A 12,396-nucleotide genomic window follows, 5' to 3' on the forward strand; every position below is an offset into this window, starting at 1 on the left:
ACGGCTGTGGATCCGGCGGCGGAGGCGGCGGTCGGGATCAGTGGCAGACGGCGAGCGCGTCGAGGGCCACCGCGCCCTGCCCGCGCTCCAGGACCACCAGCGGATTGATGTCCAGCTCGGCGAGTGCGCCGTCCAGTTCCAGGGCCATCCGCTGGACCCGGAGGACGACCTCGACCAGCGCATCGACGTCCGCGGGCGGCCCGCCGCGTACGCCCTCCAGGAGGGCGCGGCCGCGGAGTTGGGCGAGCATCGCGCGCGCCTGGTCCTCGCCGAATGGGGGCACGCCCACCGCGACGTCCCGCAGGACCTCGACGAGCACCCCGCCCAGCCCCACGGTCACGGTCGGCCCGAAGAGGCCGTCGGGGGTGACCCCGACGACCATCTCGACGCCCCGCTCGATCATCTGGCAGACGAGCACGCCGTCCAGCGGGACGTCCTCGTAGCGGGCGATGTCGGTGAGCTCGCGGTAGGCGTCCCTGACCTGGCTGGCCGAGGTCAGCCCGACCTTGACCAGCCCGAGCTCGGTCTTGTGCGCCAGCTGGGCCCCGGACGCCTTCATGACCACGGGATAGCCGACCAGGCTCGCCGCCCGTACGGCCGCCGCCGCGCTGGTCACCAGCTGCTCGCGCGGTACCCGGATGCCGTAGGCGCGCAGCAGTTGCTTCGCCGCGTGCTCGCTGAGCTGCTGGCCCGGGCGCAGCAGCGCCTGCGCCTTGCGGGCGGACGGGGACGGCACGCGGGGGGCGTCCTCGAAGGGCGAGCGGTAGCCGGCCGTGAAGCGGTGGTGGTCGAGGTAGGCGCGTACGGCCGTGATGCAGTTGCCGAAGGTGCGGAAGGTCGCCACGCGCGAGGAGCCGAGCAGCGTGCTGCGATAGGCGTCCTCCGTGCCGACCGGCGAGCCCCACACCACGCACACCAGCTTGTCGGTCTGCTCCGCCGCGTCCACCAGGTCCTGGGCGAGCTTGTCGCTCATCGGCGGGAAGGGGCCGGTGATCGGGCAGATCAGCACGCCGACGGCGGGGTCGGCGAGGATCGCGTCGATGATCTTGCGGCCGCGCCAGTCGCCGACCGGGTGCCCGCCGTTGTCGATCGGGTTGGCGACGGAGAGGTAGTCCGGTATCCACTGGTGCAGTTCGGCCTGCTTGGCGGTGTCCAGGGTGGGCAGCCGCAGCCCGGCCGCGGTCGCCAGATCGGCGAAGTGGGCGCCGGTGCCACCGGAGATCGAATAGACCGCGACGCCCTCGGCGGTGGGCTTCCTGGCGCGGGCCAGCAGCGTCGCGGTGTCCTGCAGCTCGTCGAGCCCGTTCACCCGGATCACCCCGAACTGGCGCATCGCGGCGTCCACGACCTCGTCCGCGCCGGTGAGCTTGCCGGTGTGCGAGGCGGCCGTCCGGGCGCCGGTCTCGGTGCGGCCCACCTTGACGGCGACGACGGGGACCTGGTGGCGGGCCGCGCGGTCGGCCGCGAGCAGGAAGCTGCGGCCGTCCTTGAGCCCTTCCACATACGCCGCGATGGCCCCGACCTCGGGCGGGTGGCGAAGTAGGAGAGGAAATCGGCGGTCTCCAGATCGGCCTCGTTGCCGGTCGGGGCCCAGTGGGAAAGGCGGATGCCGAGTTCCTGGAGGGTGAAGACGGGCCGGCCCTGGTGGCCTGACTGCGTGATCAGGGCGATGGCCGGGCCGTCGAGGTCGTCACGGAACTTCTCGAAGGCGTTGAGGTTGGTGTTGGGGCCGAGCAGCCGCAGCCCGGAGCGCGCCACGGCCTCGGCCAGCCGGGCCTGGGCGGCCGCGCCCTCCTCCCCCGTCTCGGCGAAGCCGGAGGCGAACGCCACCGCGAACTTCACCTTCACCGCGGCCAGTTGCTCGATGACCGGAAGGGGGTCGCTGACGAGCAGTACGGCGAGGTCGACGGTCTCGGGGAGGTCGGCGACGGTGGCGTGGCAGGGCAGTCCGAAGACCCGGGTGCGGCCGGGGTTCACGGGGTGCAGCCGGGCGCCGACGCGCTCGGCCCAGGCGATCAGCTGGCGGGTGATGCCGGTGTTGGGACGGCCCTCGCTGTCCGAGGCGCCGATCACGGCCACCGACTCCGGCCGGAAGAACCGGTCGAGGTCGGGCACCGGGGCGTACAGCGGGCGGCCGCTGACGTCTCGCGCGACCGCCTCGTCGGGGCCCTGGCCGTCGTGGCTGTCCTGGCCGTTGGGTCCGTCGCCGCCGTGGTGCGGTGCGGTCGTGCCGTGGACGGTGTGTGGTGGGTGCTCCCCACAGGCCACGACGCGGGCCGGCCGGGAGTGCGTGGTGAGGGTGCCGTGAGTCGATCCAAGCATCGCAGTCGCCCGCTCCTGTGTGACGGCTCTCATTGGCTGCGTTAGCTGACGCATAGTCAGATTACTTGAACTGACGTCATGTCAGGAATGGGGCAGGCGTGAGAAGTGGGTGGAGGGTGTTCGGTGCGGGGTGCGGCGGGGCGGGGTCCCCGGAGTGGCGCCGCGCCCTCTTGCGCCGGTCGTCGCGCTTGAGTTGAACTGACGTAGCGTCAGAAGTGGGCGGGTTGATGCGGCGGGTCGGCCGAAGGCCCGCCGGGTGGAGCTGGTGGAGCTGACGGAGCTGGTGGGGGTGGTCCGGTGACCGACGACAGAGCGGCGGGGCAAGCGGCGGTAGGTGCGGACCGGGGGGCGGCAGGAGGAGGGAAGGGGGCGGTGCGGGGCGCCGCAAGGAGTACGGCGCGGTCGGACGTGCCGGAGGTGGATGCCTTCACCCGGCCGTACTGGGAGGCGGCGGCCCAGGGGCGGTTGCTGCTGCGCCGTTGCCGGGCCGAGGGGTGCGGGCGGGCGCACCACTACCCGCGCGAGTTCTGCCCGTACTGCTGGAGCGAGGACGTCGACTGGGAGCCGGCCGCCGGCCGCGGCACGCTCTACACCTGGTCCGTCGTGCACCGCAACGACCTCCCGCCGTTCGGGGACCGGGTCCCGTACGTCGCGGCGGTGGTCGATCTCGCCGAGGGGCCCCGGATGATGACCGAGATCGTCGGCTGCCCGGAGGCTGACCTGCGGATCGGCATGCCGCTGGTCGTCGACTTCCGCGGGGACGGCGATGCCGGGCCGGGCGACGCCGGGCCGGGGGATGCCGGGCTGGCCGATACCGGGCCGGGGGATGCCGGGCCGGGCGGTGCGGGGCCGGGCGGCCCGAGGTCGAGGGATGCCGGGCCGGGCGATACCGTGCCGGGTCGTGCCGGATGCGTCGTTCCCGTGTTCCGGCCCGCCGGGAATTCGGTGGCGGGGTGAGGCGGCCGGTTGCCATGCTGGCGCGGTGCTGATCCGTGAGGCGACCGCGGCCGACTGGCCCGCCATCTGGCCGTTCTTCCACACCATCGTCGCCGCCGGCGAGACGTACACCTATCCGCGCGACCTCGACGAGGCGACCGGGCGCGAGATGTGGCTGCTGGCGCCACCCGGCCGTACGGTCGTCGCCGTGGACGACGCCGGGACGGTGCTCGGCACCGCGAAGATGAACCCCAACCACATGGGCGCCGCCGCGCACATCGCCAGTGCCAGCTTCATGGTCGACCCGCAGTGCGCGGGCCGCGGCGTCGGGCGGGCCCTGGGCGAACACGTCCTGGCCTGGGCCCGTGCCGAGGGCTACCGCGCCATGCAGTTCAACGCCGTGGTGGAGACCAACACCCGTGCCGTCGCCCTCTGGCGGTCCCTGGGCTTCACGGTCATGACGACGCTGCCGGAGGGCTTCCACCACCCCACCAAGGGGTACGTGGGGCTGCACATCATGTACCAGCAGTTCTAGCCGGCCAACGCCCCCGCTGCGTGACGTCCTGCGGCGCGGCGCCACGGCTACGGCCAGAGCAGCTCCCGCTCCCACCCGCTGTCGCCGCTACCCGCGCTGCCCGCGCCACTCGCGCTTTTCCCGAGCCCCCCGCGGCGCCGGTAGTTGAGGCGTACGTGGCGGCGCCGTGCGTCTCCCTGGAAGAACTCGACCTCGTCGGGCTCCAGCACGTACAGCGTCCAGCTGGGCACCGAGGCCTCCGGCTCGCGCCGGGCGCGCTCCCACGCGGCCTCGGAGGCGCGCGCCAGCTCCTCGACCGACCCCAGCACCTCGCTCTGCCGGCCGACCAGCGCCGCGGCCAGCGCCCCCGTCGAGCGGCGGTGCAGATCGGCCGCGCTCTCCTCCGGGCCCGCCTCGGTCACCGCCCCGCCGACCCGTACCTGGCGGCCCACCACCGGCCAGTAGAAATCGAGGGCCGCCCGCGGCCGCGCGGCCAGTTCGCGGCCCTTCCGGCTGCCGCGGTGCGAGCCGAAGTGCCAGCCCCGCTCGTCGGCGTCGTGCAGCATCACGGTCCGTACGGAGGGGTTGCCGGACGCGTCCGCCGTGGCCAGCGCCATGGTGTGCGGCTCCGGCTGGCCGGCCTCGGCGGCCTCCCGCAGCCACTGCCGGAACAGCGGCAGCGGTTCGGCCGGCGCCGCCTCCGGATCGAACGACGGCAGCTCGACGTCCCAGACCCGCAGTCCGCGCAGCAGCTGCCGGAACGCGTGGCCCGCGGCGTCGGCGGTGCCCGCGGCGTCCGTGGTGCCCGCGGCGTCCCCGGTGCCGACGGCGTCCACGGTGCCGGCGCCGTGCGCGCCCCCGTCGGCGCCGGAGGTGGCGTTGTCCTGCTGCGGGGAACCGGCCGGTTGATCGCTCATGCCGGGCAGCGTACTCAGGCGGCGTGCGGGGTCCGCACTGCCGTTGCCGCCACCGGACGGCCGTAGTCCTTGAGCGTGATCGCCCGGGCGCCCCGCTGGACGTCCTCCGCGATCTTCTTCGCGACGGCGTTCTTCCAGGGCATGTGCGGCAGCATCCGCAGCATCAGGTGCCGGAGCCGGATCCCCCACCGGCTGTCCACGGTCATCTCCCGCGCGAACTTGCGCGCCAGCTCATGGTTGACCGCGACATAGCCGCGCATCTCCTCCTCGTAGCGGGCGAACGCCACCTCCGGCGCGCCGCCCGCCGCCGCGAGCTCGCCGGCCAGGACGTACGCGCCGACCAGTGCCATCCCGGTGCCCTGCCCCGACGCCGGTGAGGCGCAGTGTGCGGCGTCGCCGAGGAGCACCACCCGTCCGCGGGACCAGCGGTCCATCTCGACCAGGTGCAGCCCGTCGAAGTAGAGGTCCGGGGCCGAGCGGGCCGCTTCCAGCATCCGCGCGGTCCGCCAGCCCGCGCCGGCGAAGGCGGTTTCCAGCAGGGCCAGTTGCTGTGCCCGGTCCCGGTGGTCGTAGCTCAGCCGGGGCGAGCGGAAGGCGAGCAGGCCCTTGGCCGCCGGGTCTCCGGCCGAGCTGTACGCGCAGACCAGCCGGCCGGGCTCCGCGTAGTACAACTCCTCGCGGTCCAGGCCGAGTTCGTTCGGCATCGAGAACGCCGAGAGATACGTGCCGAGGTGCCGCAGGAACTGCTCCTCCGGGCCGAAGGCCAGCCGCCGGACGGTCGAGTGCAGCCCGTCGGCGCCGACGACGAGATCGAAGCGGCGGGGCGCGCCCCGCTCGAAGGTCACCTCGACCCCGCTGCCGTCGGCGGTCGGGGTGAGCGAGGCGATCGAGTCGCCGAAGACGTACTCGACGTCCGTGCGGGTGCGTTCGTACAGGATGCGGGCCAGGTCACCGCGCATGATCTCGTCGTCCCGGCCGGTCCGGGCGCCGAAGATCGCGGCGGGCAGGGTGGCGACGCGGGTGCCGTCGTCCTTCACGTAGGCGCCGTTCCGCATGTCCGTACTGGCGCGCTGGATGTCCTCCAGGATCCCCATCCGGTCGGCGACCTCGACCGCCGCGCCGCGGATGTCGACCTTGTAGCCGCCGGTCCGCAGCGCGGGCGCGCGCTCGACGACGGTCACGGAGAAGCCGTAGCGGTGCAGCCAGTGGGCGAGCGCCGGGCCGGCGACGCTCGCGCCGGAGATCAGGACGGTTCCGGGCATGACGGGATTCCCTTCAGGAGCGGTGCGTTGGGGGTGGACGGGCGGATCGGTGACGACCCGACGCCTCGACTATACGAGCGTCTTAAACGCTTGTCTATGACGGATGTATAGATTCGGAGATGTGGAGATGTGGAGGCGGGAGGCATGGGGGTGGAGGTGTCGATACGCGGAGGTGTCGATGCGAGGTATCGACGTGCGGTGTCGACGTGCGGTGTCGATGCATCGGCGGCCCGGAAAATGCTTCGACCGGTGCGACGGGCGGCCGTTACGCTCCTCGCATGCACTTCCACCAGATCTACGGCTGACGCGACGTCGGACGGTTTCCCCGTCCCACGGCTTCTCCCTGCCCTCTTGCGGCCCTGCGGCCTTTCGGCCCTGCTGCCGTAGCTCTGTGAAGAAGGAAGTCCGGTATGTCGCGCACTGCCCATATCGCCATGGTCGGCACGCCCATGGTCAGTCATGTCCTGCCCAGCCTGGAGATCATCCGTGAGCTGGTGTCCCGCGGTCATCGCGTCACGTACGCCAACACCGACCACGCCGCCGAGCTGATCGCCCCCACGGGCGCCACGCTCGTCCGCTACGCCTCCACCCTGCCGGTCGCCGACAACGTCTGGCCCGACGATCCGGTCGCCGCGGCCTCGCTCTTCCTCGACGACGCGATCGCGGTGCTGCCGCAGCTGCGCGCCGTCTACGACGACGATCCCGCCGACCTCTACCTCTACGACGTCGGGGCGTACGCCGCGCGTGCGCTGGCCGAGGCCCAGCGGCGTGACGTTGTCCAGCTGTCACCGACGTACGTCGGCTGGGAGGGCGCCCAGGAGGAGATCGGGGCGGCGTTCATGAGCCTGCCGGGGGCCAGGGCGTACCAGGACCGGTTCGCCGCCTGGCTGGCGCGGTGCGGGGCGGTCACCACGGACGTGGCGGAGTTCTCCGGCCGGCCGCGCCGGGCGCTGGCGACGATCCCGCGGGCGATGCAGCCGCACGCGGACCGGGTGGACGACGCCGCGGTGACCTTCGTGGGGCCGTGCCTCGGCTCCCGTGCCGAGCAGGGCGGCTGGGTCCGGCCGGCCGGCGCGGAGAAGGTGCTGCTGGTGTCGCTGGGCTCGGCGTTCACCCGGCAGCCGGAGTTCTACCGGCGCTGCGTGGCGGCCTTCGGGGATCTGCCCGGCTGGCACGTGGTGCTGCAGATCGGCAAGTACGTCGATCCGGCGGAGCTGGGCCCGGACGTGCCGGGGAACATCGAAGTACGTTCCTGGGTACCGCAGTTGGCGATCCTGGAGCAGGCGGACGCGTTCGTCACGCACGCCGGGATGGGCGGCAGCGGCGAGGGGCTGTATGCGGGTGTGCCGATGATCGCGGTGCCGCAGGGTGCCGAGCAGTTCGGCAACGCCGACCGGCTGGTCGAGCTGGGCGTGGCCCGCCGGATCGACACCGCGGACGCCACCCCGGAGGCGCTGCGTACGGCCCTGCTGGCCCTGACCGCCGATCCGCGGGTGGCGGCCCGCTCGGCCGCGCTGCGGGCGGAGTCCCGTGCGGAGGGCGGCACCCGCCGGGCCGCCGACCTGATCGAGGAGCGGCTGGCGCTCTGACGCGGCGGGGCGGGGGTGGCCCCGGCGGCCACCCCCGCCCCAGCACCACCGCCCCCCTCCGCCACTCCTGTCCCGGCACCGCCGCCGCGCCCGCTACTCCCGCCCCAGCACCACCGTCCCCGACGAGCAGAACCAGCCGCCGGTGCCGGAGGCGACCGCGAGGTGCGGGAGGGTGCCGTCGGCGCGGTGGACCTGGCGGTCCGGGCCGGCCTCGCCACGGAGCTGGCGCACCGCCTCGACCAGCAGGAACAGCCCGCGCATCCCGGGGTGGCAGGCGGCCAGGCCGCCGCCGTCGGTGTTCACCGGCAGCGCCCCGTCCCGCAGCAGCCGCCCCTTCTCGACGAACGCGCCGCCCTCCCCCTTGGCGCAGAAGCCCAGGTCCTCCAGCGTCACCAGGGTCATGTACGTGAAGGCGTCATAGATCTGCGCGAGGTCGATCTCGGACGGCCGCACGCCCGCCCGTTCGAAGGCCAGCCGCCCCGAGACCGCCGCCGGCGAGACCGTGAAGTCGTCCCATTCGGACATGGTGGTGTGCGAGACCGCGGTGCCGGAACCGAGCACCCACACCGGCGGTTTGGCCAGGTCGGGGACGCGGTCCTCGGCGACCAGCAGGACCGCGCAGCCGCCGTCGGAGCGGATGCAGCAGTGCAGTTTGGTGAACGGGTCGGCGATCATCGGGCCGGCCAGCACGTCGTCGACGGTGATCGGGTCGCGGTACAGCGCGTCCGGGTTGGCCGCCGCGTTGGCCCGCGCCTGCACGGCTATCTGGGCCAGTTGTTCCGGCGTCGTGCCGTACTGGTGCATGTGGCGGCGGGCGGCCATGGCGTACTTGGCGATCAGGGTGTGCCCGTAGGGGACCTCGAACTGCAGCGGGCCCCGGGCGCCGAACGAGAGGTTGGCGGTGCGGCGCCGGGCCTTGATGTCGGCGCGGGCGGTGGAGCCGTAGACGAGGAGGACCGCGTCGGCGTGGCCCGCGGCGATCGCGTCGGCGGCGTGCGCGGCCATCACCTCCCAGGTGGCGCCGCCGACCGAGGTCGAGTCCACCCAGGTGGGGCGCAGTCCCAGGTACTCGGCGACCTCGACGGGCGCGAGGGTGCCGAGGCCGGCCGAGGCGAAGCCGTCGATCACCGACCGGTCCAGGCCGCTGTCGGCGAGCGCCCGGCGGGCGGCCTGGGCGTGCAGTGCGTACGGGGTGGCCTCGTCCACCCGGCCGCAGTCGGACAGGGCGACCCCGGCGACGGCCACCTTGCGGTTCCTGGACCGGGGGCCGGAAGCTGGTGAAGGCATGAATCTGACGGTACATCAGATATGAGGGCTGGGGCAGGGGGCGTCCCACCAGGCTTCCGGCAGGTCCGGCTGGACCCGTCCGTCTCTCGGGGGTGTGCCGCCCGCCCCGGGAATCGCGCCGCCCGGCTCTGGGAAACTGCGTCGTCGCTCCCTACTATGACGGGCCGTCAGATCGCGTTGGCGCGCGCCTGCCGGACCCGGCGGGCGTGGTCGCACGGCCGGGAGGAGCCCGCCGATGGATGCCGCGTTCACCGAGGAGCAGCACGCAATCCGCCGCACGCTGCGCGCACTGCTGGACAAACGCTGCGGCCCGGACGAGGTCAAGGCGGCGGTGCGCACCCCGCCCGGCTACGACGAGGAGCTGTGGGGGGAGCTCGCCGGCCGGCTCGGACTGCCCGGTCTGGCGCTGCCCACCGCGTACGGCGGGGCCGGTCGCGGGCCCACCGAACTCGCCCTGGCCTGCGCGGAGACCGGCCGCACGGTCCTGCCCTCGCCGCTGATCGCGACCGCCGCGCTGGCCGCCCCGTTGATCCTCGCGCTGGGCAGTGAGCGGCAGCGCGCCGGACTGCTGCCGGCCCTCGCAGCCGGCGAGCTGACCGGCACGCTGGCCGTGCCGGGCGGCCGGCTCCCCGTCGCGCTGGCCCTGACCGGACCGAACGACGGCGACTGGGCGGGTGGCGGCCGGGCCGGCGGGATCCAGGCGCACAAGGAGGAGGGCGGCACGGGCTGGCGGCTGTACGGGGAGGCCGGGCAGGTGCTGCACGGGCACACCGCCGAGGTGCTGGTGGTGGCCGCGCACACCGGCGGGTTCGCGCGCAGCAGCACCCGGCTCTTCCTGGTCCGGGCGGACGGTGCGGCCGGGCTGCGGCGGACCCGGCAGGCCGTGGTGGACGAGACCCGGCCGCAGGCCCGGCTCGAACTGCGGGACGTACCGGCCGAGTTGCTGGGCGAGGACGGCGGAGAGGCGGCGTCCGCGGTCGGCGCGGCGCTGGCCGCGACCGGTGTGGCGGCAGCCGCGGTGCTGGCCGCCGAGGCGGTCGGGGCGGCCGATGCGGCGCTGGCCCGCACCGTCGCGTACGTGAGGGAGCGCGAGCGGTTCGGCCGGCCCCTCGGGTCCTTCCAGGCGGTGCGGCACCGGCTCGCCGACCTCTACGTGACGCTGCAGGCGGCCCGCTCGGCGGCGTACTGCGCGGCCTGTACGACGGGCCGTGGGAACCCCGGCCCGGACGGGTCCTCCGTCGCGCACGGGAGCGAACCCGGAGTCACCGGCGGGGCCGGTGGGCCCGGGGTGGCGGCGCTGGCGCTCGCGCAGGCGCTGGAGGCGCTGCGCGCGGTGGCGGCCGAGGCGGTCCAGCTGCACGGCGGGACCGGCTTCACCTGGGAGCGCGCGGCGCATCTGTACGTCAAGCGGGCGGCCGGCGACGAGCTGCTGCTGGGCCCGGCGCACCGGCTGCGGGCCCGGGCGGCCGAGGAGGCGGGGCTGTTCGCGGCGGGGCCCGGTGCGGGCCGTGCGGCGGGTCTGCTGACGGCGGTCGACGCCTGATGCCGGGGAGCGGCGTCGCCCCCTCGCCGGCGGGGGAGGGGCGGCCGATGCGGCGGCTGGTGCAGCGGGTCTCCGCGACCCGGACGTTCGCCCGGGTCGCCCCGCACGTCGTCCCGGCCCTGGACCGTGCGGTGCACCGGCTGACCGGGGGCAAGGTGCTGCTCAGCACCCGGATGCTGCCCGGGCTGGTCCTGACGGCGACCGGTGCCCGGAGCGGGCAGCCGCGACGGACGCCGCTGGCCTGCCTGCCCGAGGAGGACGGCGGCTGGCTGCTGATCGGCAGCAACTTCGGACGTCCGGGTCACCCGGCCTGGACCGGCAACCTCCTCAAGTGCCCCGAGGCAACGGTCAGTTGGCGCGGCGAGGAGATCGCCGTGCGGGCCCGGCTGCTGAGTGGTGCGGAGCGGGCGCAGGCGTGGCGGGCGGCGCTGGCCTTCTGGCCGCCGTACGCCGCCTATCAGGCGCGGGTGGAGCGGGAGATCCGGCTGTTCCGGCTGGAGCGGCGCTGACCGGTGCGGGGGCGTGTGCCCGGCCGGAGGGTGCGCGTTCCGCGTCCACATGCACACAGCGGGTGCCTCGGTGCCCCGGGGAGGGGGTGGCCGGCACCCGCTGTGTGTGCGGTACAGCTATGGCAGGACGGATACAGGACCGACGGCGGAACGGGCCCGGATGCAACGGGTCTTGGAGGCGCGGCGCTTCTCGGGCCGCTTCCTCACAGGGCTGGCGATTGCCGGGTCCCGGTCTTCCGGCTCAGTGGCCTACTCGTGCGGCTTACCGGCCGGGCTTACTGGTTCGTATGGCGTGCGTGGCTCACCTGGTCGGCTTCTTGCCGGTGATGCCGAAATGCACCAGCAGCGCCAAATTGGGCTTGAGCTCGGCCTGCTTCACGCCCCAGCTCTGGAAGCCCTTCTGGTGACTGGCGACCGCCGCGAGCATCGCGACGATCGAACCGGCCATGGCTGCCGGGCTGACGTCCTTGTCGACCTTGTTCTTGCTCTGGAGCTCCTGGATGGAGTCGGTGAGCGAGTTGGTGACGGCGTTGAGGATCTTCATGCGGATCTTGTAGAACCGCTTGTCGCCCTCGGCGGCACCCAGGTCGACGACGCGCAGAATCGCATCGTTCTTGCGCCAGAAGGAGAGGAAGCCGTCGACCAGCTCCTCCGCCGCCTGCCAGCCGGACTTGCCCACCCAGGAGCGTCCGGCGACAAGATCGGTCAGAGTGGCGCCTTCTTTGGCCATCTCCTCGGCGATTTCAAGGACGGCACCTTCGACGTCCGGGAAGTACTGATAGAACGTAGCGGGCGAAGTCCCCGCTTTTCGGGCCACATCGATGACCTTGACGTCCCGGTAGGGGGACGAACTGAGCATTTCACTGAGGCAGTCGAGAAGCTTTTGCCGCGTCGCCTGTCCGCGGCGGCCGGCCACTCTGCCGTCGACGGTTCGTACTTGTCCTGTCATGCCGTCAGCTTACCGAGGGGTGATCGGAGCGCGATTTGGCTGCCTGCAAATGGGGATGCGGGAGTTCGGCCTCCGCGGCCCCTGTTACCGCCCCGGTGGCGAACCCGCTCGTGGTCCTGGTGAACGGGGCGCGGCTTGGTCCGAACCGGTGAATGCTCTTATCAACAGCCTGTGGACAACTTTGGTGGATAACCGGTCACGCTCCGTGCGGAAAATGCCGGGTACCGACCGGAATTTTGAATTCCCTTCGCTCGGTACGCACGAACCGGTACTAGCGTGGACATATAGCTGCTGCGGTGGCCCGCAACGACGGCCCGGGGGAAAGCCGTGCGAAGAATGGACGGACGCTTTGCTTCCGGACCGCCGGTCGAAGGGGAGAAGGGGCGTGACTCCGAAGTGGCCCGGGCCGGCGCAGAATTGGCCGGCCGTCGCGGCCGCGGCGAACCGGGCCGCCAACCCATCGGTAACCAGCCGGCCCGTCGTTCGCCGTGGGGCCCATCGGCGCACGTCAGGCCGGGTGGGGTGACGCCGGGTAACGGGCCGGGGCGGGAGGCGGGTGGTGTGCCGG

General features: G+C 73.4%; 9 protein-coding genes and 1 pseudogene. 5 read left to right on the forward strand and 5 right to left on the reverse strand.

Features of this window, described 5'->3' with window-relative positions; genetic code table 11:
• Positions 1–37 precede the first annotated feature (37 nt).
• Positions 38–2,322 (reverse strand): annotated as a pseudogene (locus tag OJ254_RS11670) (acetate--CoA ligase family protein).
• A 372-nt stretch (positions 2,323–2,694) separates the two neighbouring features.
• Here OJ254_RS11670 and OJ254_RS11675 point away from each other — a divergent pair.
• On the forward strand, positions 2,695–3,279 hold the full coding sequence (locus OJ254_RS11675; RefSeq protein WP_265362267.1) for a Zn-ribbon domain-containing OB-fold protein: 585 nt from the start codon (positions 2,695–2,697) through the stop codon (positions 3,277–3,279).
• Between the two features lie 25 nt (positions 3,280–3,304).
• On the forward strand, positions 3,305–3,793 hold the full coding sequence (locus tag OJ254_RS11680) for a GNAT family N-acetyltransferase (RefSeq protein ID WP_265362268.1): 489 nt from the start codon (positions 3,305–3,307) through the stop codon (positions 3,791–3,793).
• 47 nt (positions 3,794–3,840) lie between these two features.
• On the opposite strand, the gene OJ254_RS11685 is transcribed toward OJ254_RS11680, so the two are convergent.
• The gene (locus OJ254_RS11685; RefSeq protein WP_265362269.1) at positions 3,841–4,689 is read right to left on the reverse strand and encodes a pyridoxine/pyridoxamine 5'-phosphate oxidase; all 849 of its coding nucleotides are present in this window, start codon (positions 4,687–4,689) and stop codon (positions 3,841–3,843) included.
• A 14-nt stretch (positions 4,690–4,703) separates the two neighbouring features.
• Positions 4,704–5,951 (reverse strand): FAD-dependent monooxygenase, encoded by a 1,248-nt coding sequence (locus OJ254_RS11690; protein ID WP_265362270.1) that lies wholly within the window; start codon positions 5,949–5,951, stop codon positions 4,704–4,706.
• A gap of 410 nt (positions 5,952–6,361) precedes the next feature.
• Between OJ254_RS11690 and OJ254_RS11695 the strand changes: the two genes are divergently transcribed.
• Positions 6,362–7,540: a macrolide family glycosyltransferase gene (locus OJ254_RS11695; protein WP_265362271.1), complete on the forward strand. Its 1,179-nt coding sequence runs from the start codon at positions 6,362–6,364 to the stop codon at positions 7,538–7,540.
• A 93-nt stretch (positions 7,541–7,633) separates the two neighbouring features.
• On the opposite strand, the gene OJ254_RS11700 is transcribed toward OJ254_RS11695, so the two are convergent.
• Positions 7,634–8,827, reverse strand: coding sequence for a thiolase C-terminal domain-containing protein (locus OJ254_RS11700; protein WP_265362272.1), 1,194 nt, complete (start codon positions 8,825–8,827; stop codon positions 7,634–7,636).
• Between the two features lie 235 nt (positions 8,828–9,062).
• On the opposite strand from OJ254_RS11700, the gene OJ254_RS11705 reads away from it, so the two are divergent.
• Both OJ254_RS11705 and OJ254_RS11710 read left to right on the forward strand, forming a co-directional pair.
• Positions 9,063–10,370, forward strand: a complete 1,308-nt coding sequence (locus OJ254_RS11705; protein WP_265362273.1) for an acyl-CoA dehydrogenase family protein — start codon at positions 9,063–9,065, stop codon at positions 10,368–10,370.
• Between the two features lie 47 nt (positions 10,371–10,417).
• Entirely contained in the window at positions 10,418–10,879 is a 462-nt protein-coding gene (locus OJ254_RS11710; RefSeq protein ID WP_265362274.1) for a nitroreductase family deazaflavin-dependent oxidoreductase, read from the forward strand.
• 301 nt (positions 10,880–11,180) lie between these two features.
• On the opposite strand, the gene OJ254_RS11715 is transcribed toward OJ254_RS11710, so the two are convergent.
• A complete protein-coding gene (locus OJ254_RS11715; RefSeq protein WP_265362275.1) occupies positions 11,181–11,828 on the reverse strand; it encodes a TetR family transcriptional regulator in 648 nt (215 codons plus the stop codon).
• Positions 11,829–12,396: the final 568 nt, after the last annotated feature.

It is taken from the genome of Streptomyces endophytica, from assembly GCF_026153355.1.
Taxonomy (GTDB): Bacteria; Actinomycetota; Actinomycetes; order Streptomycetales; family Streptomycetaceae; genus Streptomyces; species Streptomyces endophytica.